Annotated in this window: 18 protein-coding genes; all 18 read right to left on the bottom strand. The window is 54.2% G+C overall.

Annotated elements, in window-relative coordinates; all coding sequences use genetic code 11:
• Positions 1-207: 207 nt before the first annotated feature.
• Positions 208-1,341, bottom strand: coding sequence for an RNA polymerase sigma factor RpoD (gene rpoD / locus C7820_RS01280; RefSeq protein ID WP_116229511.1), 1,134 nt, complete (start codon positions 1,339-1,341; stop codon positions 208-210).
• A gap of 40 nt (positions 1,342-1,381) precedes the next feature.
• Positions 1,382-3,202 (bottom strand): DNA primase, encoded by a 1,821-nt coding sequence (gene dnaG, locus C7820_RS01275; protein ID WP_116231577.1) that lies wholly within the window; start codon positions 3,200-3,202, stop codon positions 1,382-1,384.
• 48 nt (positions 3,203-3,250) lie between these two features.
• The gene (locus C7820_RS01270) at positions 3,251-3,709 is read right to left on the bottom strand and encodes a YaiI/YqxD family protein (RefSeq protein ID WP_105444507.1); all 459 of its coding nucleotides are present in this window, start codon (positions 3,707-3,709) and stop codon (positions 3,251-3,253) included.
• Positions 3,710-3,973: 264 nt separating this feature from the next.
• Positions 3,974-6,049: a glycine--tRNA ligase subunit beta gene (gene glyS / locus C7820_RS01265; RefSeq protein ID WP_116229510.1), complete on the bottom strand. Its 2,076-nt coding sequence runs from the start codon at positions 6,047-6,049 to the stop codon at positions 3,974-3,976.
• A complete protein-coding gene (gene glyQ / locus C7820_RS01260) occupies positions 6,042-6,929 on the bottom strand; it encodes a glycine--tRNA ligase subunit alpha (protein ID WP_116229509.1) in 888 nt (295 codons plus the stop codon). The genes glyS and glyQ overlap by 8 nt, the downstream gene beginning before the upstream one ends.
• Positions 6,930-7,303: 374 nt before the next feature.
• The gene (gene recO / locus C7820_RS01255) at positions 7,304-8,065 is read right to left on the bottom strand and encodes a DNA repair protein RecO (protein WP_116229508.1); all 762 of its coding nucleotides are present in this window, start codon (positions 8,063-8,065) and stop codon (positions 7,304-7,306) included.
• Between the two features lie 36 nt (positions 8,066-8,101).
• Positions 8,102-8,257 carry a YqzL family protein gene (locus C7820_RS01250; protein WP_076169810.1) on the bottom strand — a complete coding sequence of 52 codons (156 nt, stop codon included), beginning with the start codon at positions 8,255-8,257 and terminating at the stop codon, positions 8,102-8,104.
• A 127-nt stretch (positions 8,258-8,384) separates the two neighbouring features.
• Positions 8,385-9,284, bottom strand: coding sequence for a GTPase Era (era, locus tag C7820_RS01245; protein WP_116229507.1), 900 nt, complete (start codon positions 9,282-9,284; stop codon positions 8,385-8,387).
• Between the two features lie 147 nt (positions 9,285-9,431).
• Positions 9,432-9,848 (bottom strand): cytidine deaminase, encoded by a 417-nt coding sequence (locus C7820_RS01240; RefSeq protein WP_116229506.1) that lies wholly within the window; start codon positions 9,846-9,848, stop codon positions 9,432-9,434.
• A 22-nt stretch (positions 9,849-9,870) separates the two neighbouring features.
• Positions 9,871-10,245 (bottom strand): diacylglycerol kinase family protein, encoded by a 375-nt coding sequence (locus C7820_RS01235; RefSeq protein WP_116229505.1) that lies wholly within the window; start codon positions 10,243-10,245, stop codon positions 9,871-9,873.
• The gene (ybeY, locus tag C7820_RS01230; protein ID WP_116229504.1) at positions 10,245-10,742 is read right to left on the bottom strand and encodes an rRNA maturation RNase YbeY; all 498 of its coding nucleotides are present in this window, start codon (positions 10,740-10,742) and stop codon (positions 10,245-10,247) included. The genes C7820_RS01235 and ybeY overlap by 1 nt, the downstream gene beginning before the upstream one ends.
• Before the next feature lie 3 nt (positions 10,743-10,745).
• Positions 10,746-13,001, bottom strand: a complete 2,256-nt coding sequence (locus tag C7820_RS01225; RefSeq protein WP_116229503.1) for an HD family phosphohydrolase — start codon at positions 12,999-13,001, stop codon at positions 10,746-10,748.
• Between the two features lie 14 nt (positions 13,002-13,015).
• Positions 13,016-13,933, bottom strand: coding sequence for a PhoH family protein (locus tag C7820_RS01220; protein ID WP_373309598.1), 918 nt, complete (start codon positions 13,931-13,933; stop codon positions 13,016-13,018).
• Positions 13,934-13,993: 60 nt separating this feature from the next.
• Positions 13,994-15,190: a sporulation protein YqfD gene (yqfD, locus tag C7820_RS01215; protein ID WP_116229502.1), complete on the bottom strand. Its 1,197-nt coding sequence runs from the start codon at positions 15,188-15,190 to the stop codon at positions 13,994-13,996.
• Positions 15,187-15,480, bottom strand: coding sequence for a sporulation protein YqfC (gene yqfC / locus C7820_RS01210; protein ID WP_116229501.1), 294 nt, complete (start codon positions 15,478-15,480; stop codon positions 15,187-15,189). Before yqfC ends, yqfD begins: the two co-directional genes overlap by 4 nt.
• Before the next feature lie 239 nt (positions 15,481-15,719).
• Positions 15,720-16,346, bottom strand: coding sequence for a hypothetical protein (locus C7820_RS01205; protein WP_116229500.1), 627 nt, complete (start codon positions 16,344-16,346; stop codon positions 15,720-15,722).
• 13 nt (positions 16,347-16,359) lie between these two features.
• On the bottom strand, positions 16,360-17,367 hold the full coding sequence (gene floA / locus C7820_RS01200; RefSeq protein ID WP_116229499.1) for a flotillin-like protein FloA: 1,008 nt from the start codon (positions 17,365-17,367) through the stop codon (positions 16,360-16,362).
• A 96-nt stretch (positions 17,368-17,463) separates the two neighbouring features.
• The gene (locus tag C7820_RS01195) at positions 17,464-18,771 is read right to left on the bottom strand and encodes an NfeD family protein (RefSeq protein WP_397334148.1); all 1,308 of its coding nucleotides are present in this window, start codon (positions 18,769-18,771) and stop codon (positions 17,464-17,466) included.
• Positions 18,772-18,787 lie beyond the last annotated feature (16 nt).

The raw sequence follows: 18,787 nt of genomic DNA, 5'->3' as shown, positions 1-18,787 counted from the left end.
TAAAATAAAAACAAATTAAGGAAATAATTCTAAAAGAAAACAGAACTTACAAGCAGGCTGATCGGCCGAAGCCTCTGAATACATTCAGAAATACATAGCCTGCTCGCTGCGTATAAGAAAGCCCAACCTCCAAAGCTTGTATACAACCTTATATCTAAAAAAAGGACCTTGCTGACGGCAAGCCGCAGAAGGTCCAAGTTGGTTTCGCTATTCGAGAAAATCCTTAAGCCGTTTGCTGCGGCTTGGATGGCGAAGCTTCCGCAGCGCTTTGGCTTCGATTTGGCGAATCCGTTCACGGGTAACGCCAAACACTTTGCCCACTTCCTCAAGCGTCCGGGTCCGGCCGTCATCCAGACCGAAACGAAGCCGGAGCACATTCTCCTCACGTTCAGTCAGCGTATCAAGCACGTCTTCCAGCTGTTCCTTCAGCAGCTCGTAGGCCGCTGCATCCGCAGGAGCAAGCGCCTCCTGATCCTCGATAAAATCTCCCAGGTGGGAATCATCCTCTTCCCCGATCGGCGTCTCAAGCGACACGGGCTCTTGGGCAATCTTCATGATTTCCCGGACCTTCTCCACACTGAGTTCCATCTCGGCCGCGATTTCCTCCGGCGTTGGTTCGCGCCCTAATTCCTGCAGCAGCTGACGGGATACCCGGATCAGCTTGTTGATCGTTTCCACCATATGAACCGGAATCCGGATCGTTCTCGCTTGGTCCGCGATCGCGCGCGTAATGGCCTGGCGAATCCACCAAGTGGCATACGTACTGAATTTGAACCCTTTATTATGGTCAAATTTCTCAACGGCCTTGATCAGGCCCATGTTGCCTTCCTGAATCAAATCAAGGAAGAGCATGCCGCGGCCGACGTAGCGTTTTGCGATACTGACAACGAGACGCAGGTTCGCTTCGGCCAGCCGGCGCTTCGCTTCCTCGTCCCCGTTCATAATCCGCTTAGCCAGTTCCACCTCATCGTCAGCGGACAAGAGAGGCACCCGGCCGATTTCCTTGAGATACATCCGTACGGGATCGTTGATCTTAATGCCCGGCGGCAAAGAAAGGTCATCGTCAAAATTAAAGTCGTCGTTGTCGTTTCCGTCATGGTCTTCGCCTTGACGCAAATTGCTGACTTCCTCGTCATTCTCATTGACCACTTCAATACCCAAATCGCCCAGATGCTCATAGAACTCATCCATCTGTTCAGGGTCTTGGTCGAACGGCGATAGTTTTTCCATAATATCTTTGTAATTCAGTGACGATCTCTTTTTACCCTGCTCAATCAGCTGATCTTTAACCTGATCGAGCGTAAATTCTGTCTCTAGTTCAGTATGCTGATCATTCGCCATATTTCGACTCCCTCCTCCCTAGAAACCATCGAAGCAACGATTACTGTCTCTCTAGGGCTATAATCTCACTTGCAATTTGTGCAGCACGCAAAAAGTCTCCGGACCGTTCGGCAGATATCATTTCTTCTTTCTTCTGCTCTATTTTCCGTTGTTGCGGGACCTTTTGTACCTCCCGAATGCAATCATCCAGCTCTTGCACGCTCCACTCCCGCGGCATATCCATCATGGAGATGGAGCTGACGGTTTTCTCGAGGCGATCGTCGTGGAGCGACGACATAAACCGGCTGATATCCGGTGATTTGCCCTGTGCATAATAGGCATATAGATAAGCAGCAATCGCTGCATGATCATCAATGTTAAACGCGTCCCCAAGCCGTTCTTCCACGTAGCGGGCGGCCTCGGCATCCTGCAGCATCATGGCTAAAAGGCGACGTTCTCCGGTATGATAAGCCGGCAGTAATGTCGGGGCGGGAACATGCCCTTTTTTATGCCTACCATTATTCCACCTTTTGTCGTTATTATCCCCATCCGGCATGTTTTTTTGCATCGACTGGCGGATCTCGTTGCAATCCTGCTTCAAGCTGTCAAAGGAAAGCTGCAATTCTGAAGATAATTCCCTTAAATATACCTCCCGTTCGGTGGAAGAAGGCAGCACCGCGATGATGGGCAGGACTTCCTTCATGTAGGCGATTTTTCCATCTTCTTCTAGGAGTATATGGTTTTTTTTCAGATATATAAGCTTAAATTTTGTGGTTGAAACGGCGCCCTCGATAATCTGCCGCATGAACCGTTCCGCCCCGTATTTACGGATGAATTCGTCAGGATCCAGCCCATCGCTGAGCACCGCGATCCTGATGTTCAGCCCCACGTTTTCAAGCAGCGGAATCACCTTCATTGCCGCAGCTTGTCCGGCCCGGTCTCCGTCGTAGCACACCAGCACTTCGTCCGCCATCGTCTTCATCAGAGAGGCGTGATTCTCCGTTAAGGACGTGCCCATCGTGGCTACGCCGTTCTGAACCCCTGCTTCCCATGCCGAGATCACGTCCCCGTATCCTTCAAAAAGAACGATCTGCCGCGATTTGCGAATGGACGGTCGGGCCTGATGCAGGTTGTACAGCGTCCGGCTTTTGTTAAAAAGCTTGCTCTCAGGCGAATTCAAATACTTCGGCTGCCCTTCGCCAAGAATCCTGCCGGCGAAAGCGATCACCTTGCCGCTGCGGTCATGGATCGGAAACATGATCCGGTCCCGGAAACGGTCCAAGTAATCCCCGCCGTCACTGCGCTTGGTCAGCAATCCGCCCTTCTCCGCCTCTTCGAGATCAAAGGAGCGCCTGGACAGAAACTGGACCAGCGTATTCCACGTATCCGGAGCGTACCCGATCTGGAATAAATCGATCATCTTGTCGGTGAAGCCCCGCTGCCGCAAATAATCCATGGCTGCCTTGCCATGCTCCGTATTTTTCAGTAAATAGTGATAAAGCTTCGCTGTCCATTCGTAGGCCTGAAGCAGGCGGTCTCTCTCGGGATTCGGCTGATGCGCCGGTCCCCCCAGCCCTTCCGGTACCGCGATGTGGCTCTCTTCCGCCATGACTTTAACGGCTTCGGGAAAAGATAATCCTTCGATTTCCATCCTGAATTTGATGGCATTTCCACCCTTGCCGCAGCCGTAGCAGTAAAAGATTTGCCGCTCAGGCGTGACCGTGAAAGACGGTGTTTTCTCCGAATGAAACGGGCAGAGGCCTTTCATGTATTTCCCCTGCTTGGTCAGATGAACGTACCTGCTTACCGTATCGACGATATCATGCTGCTCCAGCACCGCGTCGATGACCTTCTCCGGAATGCTTCCATGTCCGGCACTCATCATAACCACCTTCATCTCTTTTTGCACGTAAAATATAATTCGCTATCGTTATACGTTCTCCTGCAAATCCTGCAAAAGTTTTGTCAGTTTCTGTTGAAAAATTCTTTTATCCTCCGCCGTGATCGGTTTCGGACCTTTGGAATGCTTGCCGTTCCTACGCGCTTTGGCCTGATGGTGCCTGCGGTCGAGCATAAACTCGATGTCCTCGTTATGAAACTGCATGCCCCGAAAGGAGAGCACATAGCAATGTTTCGACAAGGCCAAGGCGGCCAGTCCGTAGTCCTGGGTAATCACAACGTCCCCCCGGCGGATATGATTGGCGATATATAGGTCAGCGCTCTGATCGCTCCGGTCCACCTGAACGGTCCGCACACCCTCCCCGGCCTGGATCAAGTGATCGAACGAAGATACCATCAGCACGGGAACGCCCAAAGCCTTAGCCACTGCGGCAATCTCCTGTTTCACCGGACAGGCATCGCCGTCCACAACGATTTGTCTGTCATCCATAGCCGATTCGAGCCCACCTGTCATTCTTGGTATTCCGTACTATTATATACGAGCCTGTCCTATAAAAATCCTTCCGGGACGGACATTACAACTTCTGACAGTGCTGCAGGAAACTTTTGTGTACATAGAATGAACTAAAGAAAAATAATACAGGAAGCTGAATGAAAAACTTCAGTTCAATCTATATACATGAAAAAGATACGAAAACGGGACCGATTTGTTTCGTCCCGCTTCCGTATTCTTTTACCCGAAACCTTTACAGGTTTACCATACCAGCTTGTTAAAATCGGCAAACTGCTTCAAATCGCGGTCGATCGATGCCAATAGACCCAGACGGTTAGCCCGGACCCGCTCATCCTCAGCCATGACCATTACGGAATCGAAGAACTTCGTAACGGCTTCCTTAATGTCGGCAAGAAGGGCAAGGGCTTTGGCGCCATCCCGCTCCGACAGCGCTGTGTGGTAATCGGCGGTGATGGACTGCCATGCGCGGAACAGATTAGACTCGGCCTCTTCTACGAAGAGCGGCTCCTGAACCTCTGCCTTTTCCGCTTTGGCTGCCAGATTGCTGACCCGGTTGAAGGATTCCACGGTCGTCTTGAAGTCGTCTCCGCTGTTAACCGCCTGCATCAGCGCTTCCCCGCGGGATACGACGGAGATGACATCGTCGAAGCCGGCGGAAATGACCGCGTCCACCACGTCGTAGCGGAGCGTCTCGGAGAGCAGTTTCTTCACGCGGAGGCCGAAGAATTCGACCAGATCCTTGCGGATGTCATCCGGCTGGCGGTCCAAGCTGCGAAGCTCTGCATGCACGCCGAGCGCGATGTCGAACAGCTGGGACAGCGTGAGCGGCATCTGCTTAGCCAGTAAAATTTGCACGATGCCCTGGGACTGGCGTCTCAGCGCATAAGGGTCCTGGGAGCCGGTCGGGATGATGCCGATCGAGAAGCAGCCGACGATCGTGTCGATTTTGTCTGCAATGCTGACGATGGAACCCACCAAGCTGGACGGAACGTCGTCCGATGCCGAACGCGGTTGGTAATGCTCGAATACTGCCTTGGCCACGTCTTCCCGTTCGCCGGCTTTGCGGGCATAGTCTTCGCCCATGACGCCTTGCAGTTCAGGGAATTCATACACCATTTGCGTCACGAGGTCGAACTTGCAGATGTCCGCAGCGCGGCTGACCGACTCGCTGTCCGTGCCGGAAATTTGCAGCGCTTCTCCGATCTGGTCGGCGATACGGCGGATCCGGCGGACCTTATCGCCAACCGTGCCGATTTCCTCGTGGAAGACGATGCTTTCCAGCTTGGAGAGCGCGTCCTTGATCTCCAGCTTCTGGTCTTCCTCATAGAAGAACTTGGCGTCCGACAGGCGGGCGCGAAGCACCTTTTCGTTCCCTTTGGCGATCACGTCAAGCGACCGCTTGTCGCCGTTGCGCACCGTTACGAAGAACGGCAGCAGCTGTCCCTGGCCATCCAGAACAGGGAAGTACCGCTGATGCTCCCGCATCGACGTGATCAGCACTTCCTGTGGAATGTTCAGGAAGGACGGATCGAATGTTCCGAAGAGCACCGTCGGGGTTTCCACCAGGAACAGCACTTCCTCCAGCAGATCGTCCTTGACCGCAATGGTCCAGTTCTTCTCCGCAGCGAGCGACTCGATCTGCTCCAGAATCATGCCTTCGCGTTCCTTCACGTCTACGATGACGTGCTGGCCGCGCAATACTTCCTGGTAAGCGCCGGCTTCCGGCACGACGGCTTCCGTTCCGAGGAAACGGTGGCCGCGGGTCACGTTGCCCGACTTCACGCCGGTCACTTCCAGATCAATGACGTCCGTGCCGAACAGGGCTGTAATCCAGCGGATCGGACGGATAAATTTATATTCGTAGCTGCCCCAGCGCATATGCTTAGGGAATGTCATCGAAGATAGGATGCCGAGCAGTGCCTCAGACAGCAGCGCAGAAGTCTCAACACCGTTGCTGCTCTTCGTGACGTAAATGTATTCCACGCCGTTCAGCTCTTTGAACGTAAACTGCTCGGGATCTACGCCTTGTCCGCGGGCGAAGCCAAGCGCGGCTTTGCTCCAGTTGCCGTTCTCGTCGAGGGCGATTTTGCGGGAAGGGCCCTTCACTTCCTCCTGCACGTCCTCCTGCTTCTCTGCAACCGATTTAACAAGCACGGCCAAGCGGCGGGGGGTTGCGTAGGAGTGAACTTCGCCGTGGGCGATCCGGGACTGCTCCAGCCATTTCACCATGCGTTCTTCCAATTGCTCCATCGCTGCGCGTAAAAACCGTGCCGGCACTTCCTCCAGGCCGATTTCAAACAACAGATCCTTAGACATTCAGGCCGCCTCCTTTCTTCAGCAGCGGGAAGCCGAGCTTCTCGCGCTCCTCCATGTAGGTCGCCGCCACCTGGCGGGCCAGATTGCGCACCCGCGTAATATAGCCGGTACGCTCCGTAACGCTGATGGCTCCCCTTGCGTCGAGAAGGTTGAACGTGTGCGAGCATTTCAGGACGTAGTCGTATGCCGGAAATACGAGATTCCGCTCCATCGCCTTGCCTGCTTCCTGCTCGTACATGTTGAACAGCGTAAACAGCATTTTCACGTCGGACACTTCAAAGGTATACGTGGAATGCTCCACTTCCGCTTGATGGAACACATCACCGTAAGAAATGCCGTCAACCCACTCCAGGTCAAATACGTTTTCCTTCTCCTGAATGTAGGAAGCCAGGCGCTCCATGCCATAGGTAATTTCCACGGCGACCGGATTCGTTTCGATACCGCCCACCTGCTGGAAGTATGTGAACTGGGTGATTTCCATTCCGTCCAGCCATACTTCCCAGCCGAGACCCGCGCATCCAAGCGAAGGGTTCTCCCAGTTGTCCTCGACAAAGCGGATATCGTGGTCGAGCGCATCGACTCCGAGCGCCTTCAGGCTGTCGAGATACAGCTCCTGAATGTTGTCCGGACTCGGCTTAATGATCACCTGGAACTGGTGATGCTGATAGAGCCGGTTCGGGTTCTCCCCGTAACGGCCGTCCGATGGCCGGCGGGAAGGTTCTACATAGGCTACCTTCCAGGGTTCCGGTCCAAGAGAACGCAAAAACGTCATCGGGTTCATCGTGCCGGCCCCTTTTTCCGTGTCATAGGGATTCACGATAATGCAATTCTGATTGGCCCAGAACTGCTGCAGCGTCAGAATCATCTGCTGAAAGTTCATATACGACTCTCCTTCATTTGAAAATTGGGGGGAATGGACGGATACCCGTCAACAATGATCACATTTCTGTACAACAAAAAGCTCCCGCCCTATGCCTGTTGTACAGACATAGGGACGAGAGCTGATCCCGCGGTTCCACCCTACTTGGCTGCCCCTCGCTTTAGCCGGGAACAACCCACTTTTCCGATTTCATTTCACACTCCCGAAGTGCCGGTTCATGGATTCCTTCCGCCAGGCTTGCACCCTCCCCGGCTCGCTAACAGGAATGGAAGACCCACTACTTCTTCGATCATTGCGTGTCTGACAATTTAATTAGAAACTTAATATATACTACAGGAAATGATTCCGATAGTCAAGATCTACTGCAACAGATCCTACAGCCCGTATTTCTCCATCTGATCGAGGAAACCCCGCGACTTCAAATTCAGCCCCAGCTGCATATCCATAAATGCCCGCATGACCGCCTTCAGCTCCGCCTTGGTCTCTTCCTTCACATCGACGTGGCCGAGCCGCCGCAAATCGAGCTGGGCAAACAGACGCAGCAGCTTCATCGTCCGGGGTGAAATCCCCATAGCCTGGGAATCCAGGTGCTTGCACGCCCGGCACAGTACGCCGCCGAGCCGCGGACTCACCCAATACCGTTCCTCCTGTGGTGAAATATCCCTTCCACAAGAAATGCAGGATGACAGTTCGGGACCGTATCCTGCAGTCTGCAATATTTTCATCTCATACAAGTTGATAATGACGGCGGGGTCTTTGCCATCTTCCAGCGCGTCTAGGCACGCCTTAAGCTGCTGGAACCAGAAGCTCCCCGTCTCCTCGTCCTGAAGCACGCGGTCAAGCAGCTCGCAGGCGTAGGAGGCATAAGCGGCAAGAACGATGTCCTCGCGCAGCACGTGATGGGATTGCATAATTTCCCCCGCATTCAGCGTGCCGAGTCCCGTGCCGTTTCTGAAAAATACGTATTCCGCTGTCGTAAACAGCTGTGTCAGTGCAGCATGGCGGCTTTTCACCTTTTTGGCGCCACGGACAAGTACGCCTACTTTACCCGCGTTTTCGGTGCAAATCGTAATGATTTTGTTCCCTTCGCCGTAGTCCATGCTGCGGATGACGATCCCTTCCACCCTGTATAGCATGCTTCTTCCCCCAGCCATTCCCGGAGCAGCCAAAGATCATTCGTTCTCTTCATAGGTATCCGTCTCATCCAGCAGCTGCGTCGCAGCCGCCGTCTCCGCTTCATCCGCCGTCATGCCGGCGGCCTGTTTATAGAGCAAGTAAGCATCCACATCTCCAGTCATCGCAAAATACTTCCACGAAAAATCTCGCATTCGTATTCATCCTTTCTTCGGAAATGGCGTCTGCATCTTCAAAAAATAGGATGTTACGAAAGCCGTGAAACTATGTGTTGCAATTCCTGCCAAGCCGGGATTACCCCACCCTGGCATCGGATGCTCACTAGTCGCGGTTAAAGCCCAGATCGCGAAGAATCCGCTCTTGGTTGCGCCAGTCTTTTTTCACTTTTACCCACAGCTCGAGGAAAATTTTCGAGCCAAGCAGGTTTTGGATATCCTGCCGCGCCTGCTTGCCGACTTCCTTCAGCAGCGAGCCCTGCTTGCCGATGATGATGCCCTTCTGCGAATCCCGCTCCACGAAAATCACCGCCGAAATATACACGACGCCGTTGTCCTGCACGCGCATATCTTCGATCGTGACCGCGATGGAATGCGGAACCTCTTCTCGGGTCATATGCAAAATTTTCTCGCGGATCAGCTCCGCGCAGACGAACTGCTCGGGATGGTCCGTGACCTGATCTTCCGGATAGTACTGCGGCCCTTCGGGCAAATACTTCTCCACCTGCTCGAGCAGAGTGTTCACGTTGTTGCCATGCATGGCCGAAATCGGCACGATCTCGGCGAATTCGTGCAGCTTGCGGTATTCCTCGATGATCGGAAGCAGCGCCGGAGGCTCGATTTTGTCAATCTTGTTGAGCACGAGGATGACCGGCGTCTTCACCTTCTTCAGCTGTTCGATGATATAGCGGTCCCCGCCCCCGAATCCTTCGGACGTATCGGCCAGGAACAGTACGGCCTCCACCTCCTGCAGTGTATTCAGCGCGGTATTGTTCATGAAATCGCCAAGCTTGGATTGGCGCTTGTGAATACCCGGCGTATCCAGAAATACGATTTGGGAGTGATCCGTTGTATATACGCCGTGAATTTTGTTGCGCGTCGTTTGCGGCTTATCCGACATGATGGCGATTTTTTGGCCGATGACTTGATTCATCAGCGTCGATTTCCCCACGTTCGGTCTGCCAATAATGGCCACAAAGCCTGATTTGAATGACGGTTTCGCCATGTAAGTCATTACCCTCCTATAATGCTTCCTTAAGCAGGAAGACCATCAGGGCCCGCATTCTTCGTACCGCGGCAAAACATGATGCTCACCGCCGCCGAAGATGGGGCCCCAGGTTTTATATGTGTGTATTCCAATAGATCGTGCAGCTTATTCGCTGTCACTGTGTTTCAAGTCGGAAGGTCCAAACGCACCCGGCAGCAGATCCCGCACCGTGGTTTCCTGGATGTCCCCCTTCAGATTGCCCATGATGACTTTCATGTCGGGAGCACACAGCTCCACCAGGACCTGGCGGCACACGCCGCACGGCGAGATCGGACCTTCGGTATCTCCAACAACGGCAATCGCCTGGAAGCTGCCCGGCTGATGTCCGTCTGCGATAGCGCGAAACAGCGCGGTCCGTTCCGCGCAGTTGGTCGGCCCGTATGCCGCGTTCTCCACATTGCAGCCGTGATGGATATGACCCTCGGCGTCCAGCAGGGCCGCTCCTACGCCGAAGTGGGAATAAGGGGTGTAGGCCTTGGTCCGTGCCTTGATCGCTTCTTGCATTAATTGAGCTGTGTCCATAGTATTATTCCTCCTGTAACTTCTAATGTTGACTTCCCAGCCATGCTGCGACAGGCTGATAGAACACAATAATGGCGACGACGAAGGCAAAGATGGCCGTCAGCAGCACTGCGCCGGCTGCGGTATCTTTCGCCGCCTTGGCCATAGGATGCGGCTCCGGTGAAACCATATCCACAACGACCTCGACGGCGGTGTTCAGCAGCTCGGCGGCCATCACCATCGTGATCGCGACGAGCAGGAACAGCCACCTCTGCCACGTCAGCTGCAGCAGAGCGGCAGCGGCAATGACCACAACCGCCGCCACGGCATGAAACCGCATGTTCCGCTGGGTTTTCAATGCATATCCGATTCCTTCCGCGGCATAACTGAATGAAGCAAGGAAGGAGCGCTTGGCCATTACCGGGTCAACCCCACCTGGGCCAGGACAGCCTCCTGTTTGCCCATCATCTCCGCTTCGCTTTCCGCATCCTGATGGTCGTACCCGAGCAAGTGCAGAAATCCGTGAACGAACAGGAAGCCGATTTCACGCTCCATGGAGTGCCCGTATTCTTCGCTCTGCGCCTTGGCCCGGTCGAGGGAGATAATGATGTCGCCGAGCACCTCCGGCATATCGTGCAGCTCCTCGTCCTCTTCCAGCTCATACACGATGTCCAGCTCCTCGTCCAGGCTCTCGTTCATTGCGAAGGACAAGACGTCCGTCGAGCGGTCGATGCCGCGGTACTCGAGGTTCAGCTCATGAATCTGCTTATCGTCGACGAATGTGAGAGCCACTTCGCCGTCCTCCACGCCTTCAGCTTCCCCCGCCTTCTGCAGGATGACCTCCAGCGTGGCAATCAGCTCATCGCTGACCGGATGCTCATTTTGTTCATTGTTCCAAGCCAGATGCAGACCCATCTTTCAACCGCTCCTTCTATTCTCTTCATCCATCTTCGTTTTCTTGATTTCTTCCGGATACTCGATCCGGGAGTGGAAAATCCCCATGACGCTTTCTTTCAGCGTCTTTGCGATAATATCCAATTCCTTCATCGTCAGATCGCACTCGTTAAACTGGTGATCATCCAGCCGGCTCTTGATGATTTTCTCGATCACTGATTCCACCTGAGTAACGGTCGGATTACGGAGGGACCTCACGGCAGCTTCGACGCTGTCCGCGATGCCGATGACGGCCGACTCTTTGGACTGAGCCTTCGGACCGGGGTAACGGAAATCCTCTTCCGTGAAATCCGGCTCTTTGCCCTGCTCCTCCGCCAGACGAAGCGCCTTGTGGTAGAAGAAATGCAGGAAGGTGGTGCCATGGTGCTGCTCGGCGATATCGCGAATCGGCTTCGGCAGCTTATAATCCTTGAGCATTTCAACCCCGTCTCTCGCATGCGCAATAATGATCGACTTGCTCAGCTTCGGATCGATTGAGTCGTGGGGGTTCTCCATATTGTTCTGGTTTTCTATAAAATAGCTTGGCCGTTTTGTCTTCCCAATATCATGGTAATACGATCCGACCCGGCACAGCAGCCCGTTGGCGCCGATCGCTTCGGCCGCTGCCTCCGATAAATTGCCAACCATGACGCTGTGGTGGTACGTTCCCGGCGTTTCGGTAAGCAGCTTGCGCAGGAGCGGGTGGTTCGGATTCGACAGCTCCACCAGCTTTAGGGCAGACAGAATGCCGAACGTGACCTCAAAAAACGGCATGAGGCCGATAACCAGAATCGCGGTCAGCAGTCCGCCTGCAAAGGCAAACCCCAGCGCGTACAGCGTCGACATTTGCTGCCAGTCATCGTTGTCGATCAGGTTAATCAAAAATACAGTCAACGAGCCGAACAAGCAAACCATGATCCCGCCCTTCAGCAGGGTCGACCGCTGGCTTGCCTTATGGATCGTAAAAATCGCTACGTAGGATACGATCAGCGAGAACAAGCCGAACTTAAAATCAAACATTTGCCCCTGATGCACATTCAGGATGACGCTGGACAGAATACTGAAGACCATGGCGCAGAAAAAAGCGAGCGACATGTCCAGCAGCAGCGTGACCAGCATCGAGCCGATGGCAACCGGCGCCAAATAGCCGAGATAGGGGCGCTCACTGCTCTGCAAAATGCCGGCGACATGCATGGAAACGATCGTAATAATAAAAATAAGAACAAGCATCAGCAGCTGGGAATTGTTATACCCAAACTTGCCCCCGTTAAGCTGGCGGATAAACATCATGAGTCCTAAAGCCAGCAGAAGAGACAAAAGCAGCAGCCCAAACTGCGGCCAATAGTTGACGTCATTTTTGAGCAGGCCGTTATCGTCCAGAAGGTTGTACAGTTCTTCCGTAATCAGCTCGCCTTTGGCGACAAGCACGCCGCCCTGCTTGATGTATACCGTAGGGGTATTTTCCCGGGCCTGAACTTTGGCTTCCTTCGTCGCCTCTTCGTCATAGAACTTGTTTGCCGTAATCGCGATCTTCGACAGCTCCTGCACTACCTCGCGCGCGGTGCGCTGGCTCAGAGAGCTCGTGCTGACCAGCTCGGCCACCTTGGCCCTTGCGGTCTGGGCGTCCACGATCTGGTCGTTGGTCAGCCGCGATACGATTTCACGCGCCACCGGCTTCATCTCGGTAATATCGGCAGAGGTCAAACGCGGAATTTTGATGAAGGTCTCTTCCGGAATTTTATAGACCTGCTGGCTGGTCACCCTTAGCATTTCGTTCAGCAGCGCTTCGGAATAGGTGCCCGAACTCCGCGTATTATTGACGTAGTTCTGCACAAAATCCTGGGCACGCTGCGGAATCTCCTGACGGTAGATCGCTACCTTGTCCTCGCGGGAAACCTGGTCGTCCTGATTGAGCTTGTCGATCCGGTCAAGCAGCGAGGCGATCAGGCTATCGTTCCTGATCGGAACGATGGTATAAATCGGCTGCACGCGTTCGGCAGCTTCCTCCTGCGCCTTCAGGGTCGCTTTGTTGTTCGGAATCTGCATCGGCGCCGTAATTTCCTTCTCGCTGTGCGTGCCGACCTGAATGTTGTATTTTTCCGGAAGCAGATCCGGTGCCAGGCTCACGTAGAACAGAATGGCCAGACATAAAAAGAGAACATAGCGGGTTGCCGCGCTATGTTTCCATCCGATATTTTTAGTTGAGAAAGATTTGCCTGATGACGCTTCTTTCGAAGTCATAAAGATAATCCCCTCTAATCTTGGTTTTCTGCAGCTTTGTCGTAAGCAACAATGATTTTCTGCACTAGGGAGTGACGCACGACATCCTGCTCGGCGAACTGCACAAACCCGATCTCTTCAATGCCGCTCAAGATCGACTTGGCTTCAACCAGCCCGGACTTTTTGCCTCTCGGCAGGTCAATCTGGGTGACGTCGCCCGTGATGACCATCTTCGAGCCGAACCCAAGACGGGTAAGAAACATTTTCATTTGTTCAGGTGTCGTGTTCTGGGCCTCGTCCAATATGATAAAAGAATCATCCAGCGTCCGTCCCCGCATATAGGCGAGCGGAGCGATCTCAATCAATCCCCGTTCCAGCGACTTTGCAGTCTGTTCAGGTCCCATAACGTCATAGAGCGCATCGTACAGCGGACGCAAATACGGGTCTACCTTCTCCTGAAGGTCACCCGGCAGAAAGCCCAGGCTTTCCCCCGCTTCGACAGCCGGACGCGTCAGCACGATCCGCTTGACGGAGCCCTCCTTCAAGGCCGCAACCGCCAAAACAACCGCTAGATAGGTCTTGCCTGTTCCCGCAGGCCCGATGCCGAATACAATGTCACGCTTGCGGATGGTGGTGACGTAATGCTTCTGGCCGATCGTCTTGACCCGGATCGGTTTGCCCCGGAACGTGGTCGTGATTTCACCCTTGAACAGGTCGAGCAGCTGATCCGCCCGGAAGTCCTTCGCCAAGTCGATCGCATAGGATACGTCGCGTTCGGTCAGAATGTAACCGTTGCGGACAAGCTGGAGAAGCACCTCAAACAGCTCGGTCAGCACCTGCACGTCGCGGTCGCTGCCGCGGACGGTAATTTCCGCTTCCCTAGACACGATCTGGGCGGGAATCTCCGCTTCGATCATCTTCAGAAAGGTGTCTTGCGGTCCGAAAATGGACATCCCTTCGCTTGCACTTTGAAGTAAGATTTGTGCGCTGTGATTTTTTTCTGACAAATAGCCTCATTCTCCTTGGTTGTGAACTATGGGAAGCTCTTCGGCAATCTTCTCTTCCACTTCGAAAAGCACTTTCATATAAACTTTACCATTCTCTTTCTTCTCATGCAAAATTTTTTGGCTGATGATCTGCGAATCCGTCCCATATTTCGCCAAAATATCCCGCACGGCTCCGTCCAATCCCTGTTTTTTGGCCTCTTCGACGGTCAGCGTTTCTTTGCTTTCCTGTACTTCCATGACTTTTTCCGTCATCCATCCGACGGGTAGCTTTAAAGAGCGCCAGGTCATAGGATCATGCTCCGTCAGCGTTTCGGAAGCCTGGTACGGATCCTTTCCGTAGCCCCACAGCTGCACTGCACGGTCACCGATCACAAAATAAGACTTGGTCTTTCTTTCCCCGGTATACACTTTATGCTTCTGGACCAGCGGAACCGCAAGCCTGTATTCGTGCCAAACCAGCCCTTTGACCTCCCCTTTGGCCACGACAACCTGGGTGTTTCCGCCGTCAACGCCAAGAATGCCCGATATAAGCACCTGTCCTTTTTTCACACGGGAGTTTTTCTCGACGAGCGGCCGCCCCTGCTCCGCATAGATGCTCGTGACTACCGCGTCCGTCCGGCTGACCAGATGGCGCGGGTCGGTCAACGGCTGCTTCGGCGGTTCGGCCGCCTCCACGATCTGGATCGTAATGGTGGTACCTTTGCGCTCGACCCCGATCCAGGACGTGCCCGGAAGCCGGATGCTCAGCTCACGCGACAGCTTGTCCGGCGAATCTAAGCGAAAAATCCACTGGAACGGGCGGACCCCCTCCTTCTTCGCCGCTTCGAGCACGTCTTCGGTCGCGATCTTTTCGTTGCCGGTTACCCTGACGTTCCACACCATCGACGACAGCAGGAAGAGCAGAACGAAAAACAGCACGATGCCCACCATAAAAAACTTGCGCTTATACAGCTTGACCAGCGTAAAGGGCAAACCGATCCGGCCTTGTACATGTACCCGGCAGCCTGTCCGTTTCAACAAGGGACGAAGAGCATGAAAATCCCGTAGCAGCACCTTCATCTCTGCCAAATTTCCGTTTTTGGGCTCGATGTCCCATACCGGTACACCGTTCTCCGCCAATGCATTGATGAAATACTCCACATGCTCCCCCCGGACAGCAATCAGCACGCAGCCGCGAACCCGGGTTAACGTCGGGATTTTCATGGACTCTCCTCCGTTCCTGTATATTTAATGTTCTTTACCGATCCTTCGATCATCACTTCTTCCGGCAGAATCGACCGGATCATAAGCCCGGAGCCTTCGATCTCGAGCAGTCCCTGGGACAGGGATAGGACCATTTTATCGGGTGAAAAATGCCGGACGCCCCGATGATTTTCGATATAGAGTTCTTTGTTTCCCACCATAGTGATGCGCGGCAGATCGAACAAAACGTCCTGCGGAACATCCAGCATTTCGTTCGTCCACTTCCGCAGCCTGCGGCTGATCCCGGCCATACGAAGGTCTTCCCCCTTCCTGTACTCTACACCTTATGCGCGTAAAGCCCGGTTTATGAAGCTTTTCAGGGAAGTTCAAGCTATCAGATCACACACCTTGCGCAGCACGAAAAAAAACGCCTCTCGGCGTAAGGTCACAGCGGACAGGCTGTGCGATCCAAAATGAAAAGCCTCTTCCGCTGCCCGAAAAGATATCATGATCTTCCCGGGCCGAAAGAGGCCTCACTTCTAGATTATCGTTATTTTCGCGGATTCAACGGGCGCTTGGAGCGGGGCGGGCCCAGAATTTCAGCCCAGATGATCCCTTGTCTGGCCTGCTCGGCCAAAGGGGACACCGGGACAGCTGCCTCACGGTCAACCGTTCTGTCAGCCGCCATATCCATTTGCGTCGATATTTTGTCCAGAGAAGCGTTCACCCTGTTGATCTCCTGCTGCATGGTACGGGTTCGATCCGCCAGCGTAGCCTGTACCGGGGATGGCTTCTCCTCCGCCCACATCGAGGATACTCCTTCGCCGGTATCATAGTCTGGGGCCGGACGGTAGTCCTGGGAATATACAGGCGGTTCAGGGGCTGATGAATCATACGATCCGAACGGGGAGCTCCTTCTGCCGACAGGTTCCTGCGGCTGTGGCCGGGAGCCGTATGCCGGATCTGGACGGCCCTCATCGTATTCCTCATCCTCATCCTCGTCCTCGTCGTAATCGTCCGCTTCGTCCCGTCGTTGATACGGACAGCCTTCTCCCCCGAACGTGGGCATGCCCCGGGGCTGCTGCCTCTGCTTCGATTTATTTCCTCTTTTGCTCAGCGCAGAGATGACCGCAAATCCAATGATCAGGATCCAGTAAAAGTGTTCAATGATCCACATGGATGCTCATTCCCTACTTGTTATTTTTCGGACTGCCGCCGCCATCTCCGCTATCCCCCATTTTGCCCAGCGAGCCGCGCATTTGGGTATCGGCTTCAATGTTCTTCAGGTTCATGTAATCCATGACGCCAAGCTTGCCTGAGCGAAGGGCTTCCGCCATGGCGAGCGGCACTTCGGATTCGGATTCCACAACCCGCGCTCTCATCTCGACGACGCGAGCCTTCATTTCCTGTTCTTGAGCTACGGCCATCGCACGGCGTTCCTCGGCTTTCGCCTGGGCGATCCGCTTATCGGCTTCGGCCTGCTCGGTCTGCAGGTAAGCCCCGATGTTCTTGCCTACATCCACGTCGGCGATATCGATCGACAGAATTTCAAAAGCGGTACCCGCATCCAGCCCCTTGGCCAATACAGTCCGGGAAATGGAGTCCGGGTTCTCCAGTACGTCCTTGTGCATGTCACTGGAGCCGACGGTCGTTACGATCCCTTCGCCTACGCGGGCAATAATCGTTTCTTCACCCGCACCGCCGACGAGACGGTCGATATTGGCACGGACCGTAACCCGGGCCTTAACCTTCACTTCAATCCCGTTCTTCGCAACGGCGGCTACGACCGGAGTCTCAATGACTCTCGGGTTGACGCTCATCTGAACGGCCTGCAGTACGTCGCGGCCAGCCAGGTCGATGGCGGCAGCACGCGTAAATTCGAGCGGAATATTGGCGCGCTGGGCCGCAATGAGGGCGTTAACTACCCGGTCCACGTTACCACCGGCCAAATAGTGACTTTCCAGCTGATTGATGTTGAGACCCAGCCCCGCCTTCGTCGCCTTAATGAGCGGATTGACGATCCGGCTTGGCGTGACGCGCCGCAGTCTCATGGCCACCAGCGTAATAATTCCGATCCGTACGCCGGACGCCAATGCCGAGATCCAGAGCATGACCGGGAAAAAGCTGAAAAATACGCTGAGCACAATAATGATGACAACCGCAATCAGTAATACCGTGATAAGAGAAGTTCCATCCATACTGCCTATCAACCTCCAGGTAATCAATTGGTTTCATGTGACATTCTTTCCAGGTTCTTTACAACATGTTACACGAATCTCGCCAAAAAGCCAGCATTATTCCGGCTTTACGACAATTCTCGCACCTTCGACGCGAACGACCTTGACCTGTGTGCCCGCCGCGACAAACTCTCCGTCCGTTACAACGTCGATCCGCTCGCCTTCCACGTCCACGGTACCGGCCGGACGGAGCGGCGTCACGCTAACGCCTGATTTTCCAAGCAAATCCTCCTTCGCATCGGTCGGAATGAAGCCCTGCTCCTTGGTCAGCGATTCTTTCAGGATGAAGCGGTTCCAGATGCCCTTCTCCTTAAATATGATCGCGACGATCACCACGACCACGACGGCCGCCGCAAATGCGATCCCGAGCGAGAACAAGGCGTGCGTCGTATCGTAAGCAGCCCGGACAACGCCCGCAATCAGGCTGACAGCACCCAGAATACCGAGGATACCGAAGCTCGGGACAAACATTTCTAGAATCATAAGAATGAGCCCGATAATAAAGAGCAGCCACGTCTCGGATCCTGCGAAGCCCGCCACATAGTTACCGAAGAAATACAGTACAAAGGCCACTACGCCTACGATCCCCGGAACGCCAAAGCCAGGTATCATCAGCTCGATGACGACACCGGCTATCCCCAGGAACAGCAAAATGATCATCACGGTTGGATGTGTCAGAAAGGCTGCCACCTTCTCTGCACCAGTATGCTCGACCCGGAAAACGTCATCCGTCGAGTACCCCATCCATTGAATCGCTTCCTCAGGCGTTGATGCGATATGATCGGCATATCCGACCTTCAAAGCCTGTTCGCTCGACAAGGCGATAATATCGCCTTTCTCTTTCTTCTCTCCGATCGCCGGCATGTCGACGACCATGTTGATATCCGCCATACCCTCGGCGATTTTGCTGTCCCGTCCGCTGGACTCAGCCGCTGCGCTCATTTTCGACTTCCAGTACGCGACCAGCTTGGCATCATCCACGCGTTTTCCCGTACGGTCCACCATGGCGGCGGCGCCGATCATGCTGCCTGGCTTCATGGCGATTTTATCGGCATTCAGCGCGATATAGCTGCCGGCCGAAGCGGCATTGCCTTGAATGTAAGCAAGCGTAGGGATCTTGCTGTCGCGGATCATCTGCCCGATTTTGTCGGCGGTATCGACAAGCCCGCCCGGCGTGTTGATCTCGAGCACAACGAGCCCGGCGTTCATCTTGGCCGCTTCTGTAAAACCGCGGCGCATGAACTTCTCAAGCCCCGTCTCAATTTCCTGGTCCACCGGTATGATATAGACCGGGCCGCTCTTCTCACCGGTTTCGGCGGATACCTGCCCGGGAAGCCAGCTGCCGGCAACCAAGAATATGAGCATCAGCATCATTACGAGA

It is taken from the genome of Paenibacillus sp. VMFN-D1, assembly GCF_003386155.1.
In the GTDB taxonomy this organism is placed as follows: Bacteria; Bacillota; Bacilli; order Paenibacillales; family Paenibacillaceae; genus Paenibacillus_AQ; species Paenibacillus_AQ favisporus.
This window is presented reverse-complemented; position numbering and strand designations above follow the sequence as displayed.

Excerpts from the sequence above, each read along its gene's own strand:
- C7820_RS01205 (WP_116229500.1), bottom strand. The coding sequence starts at position 16,346 with ATGTGGATCATTGAACACTTTTACTGGATCCTGATCATTGGATTTGCG.
- C7820_RS01240 (WP_116229506.1), bottom strand. The coding sequence starts at position 9,848 with ATGGACACAGCTCAATTAATGCAAGAAGCGATCAAGGCACGGACCAAG.
- C7820_RS01250 (WP_076169810.1), bottom strand. The coding sequence starts at position 8,257 with ATGCGAGATTTTTCGTGGAAGTATTTTGCGATGACTGGAGATGTGGAT.
- ybeY (WP_116229504.1), bottom strand. The coding sequence starts at position 10,742 with ATGGGTCTGCATCTGGCTTGGAACAATGAACAAAATGAGCATCCGGTC.
- C7820_RS01270 (WP_105444507.1), bottom strand. The coding sequence starts at position 3,709 with ATGGATGACAGACAAATCGTTGTGGACGGCGATGCCTGTCCGGTGAAA.
- C7820_RS01235 (WP_116229505.1), bottom strand. The coding sequence starts at position 10,245 with ATGGCCAAGCGCTCCTTCCTTGCTTCATTCAGTTATGCCGCGGAAGGA.
- glyS (WP_116229510.1), bottom strand. The coding sequence starts at position 6,049 with ATGTCTAAGGATCTGTTGTTTGAAATCGGCCTGGAGGAAGTGCCGGCA.
- dnaG (WP_116231577.1), bottom strand. The coding sequence starts at position 3,202 with ATGAGTGCCGGACATGGAAGCATTCCGGAGAAGGTCATCGACGCGGTG.
- floA (WP_116229499.1), bottom strand. The coding sequence starts at position 17,367 with ATGGATGGAACTTCTCTTATCACGGTATTACTGATTGCGGTTGTCATC.
- yqfC (WP_116229501.1), bottom strand. The coding sequence starts at position 15,480 with ATGGCCGGGATCAGCCGCAGGCTGCGGAAGTGGACGAACGAAATGCTG.
- C7820_RS01225 (WP_116229503.1), bottom strand. The coding sequence starts at position 13,001 with ATGACTTCGAAAGAAGCGTCATCAGGCAAATCTTTCTCAACTAAAAAT.
- glyQ (WP_116229509.1), bottom strand. The coding sequence starts at position 6,929 with ATGAACTTTCAGCAGATGATTCTGACGCTGCAGCAGTTCTGGGCCAAT.
- yqfD (WP_116229502.1), bottom strand. The coding sequence starts at position 15,190 with ATGAAAATCCCGACGTTAACCCGGGTTCGCGGCTGCGTGCTGATTGCT.
- C7820_RS01220 (WP_373309598.1), bottom strand. The coding sequence starts at position 13,933 with ATGTCCATTTTCGGACCGCAAGACACCTTTCTGAAGATGATCGAAGCG.
- recO (WP_116229508.1), bottom strand. The coding sequence starts at position 8,065 with ATGCTATACAGGGTGGAAGGGATCGTCATCCGCAGCATGGACTACGGC.
- C7820_RS01195 (WP_397334148.1), bottom strand. The coding sequence starts at position 18,771 with ATGCTCATATTCTTGGTTGCCGGCAGCTGGCTTCCCGGGCAGGTATCC.
- era (WP_116229507.1), bottom strand. The coding sequence starts at position 9,284 with ATGGCGAAACCGTCATTCAAATCAGGCTTTGTGGCCATTATTGGCAGA.
- rpoD (WP_116229511.1), bottom strand. The coding sequence starts at position 1,341 with ATGGCGAATGATCAGCATACTGAACTAGAGACAGAATTTACGCTCGAT.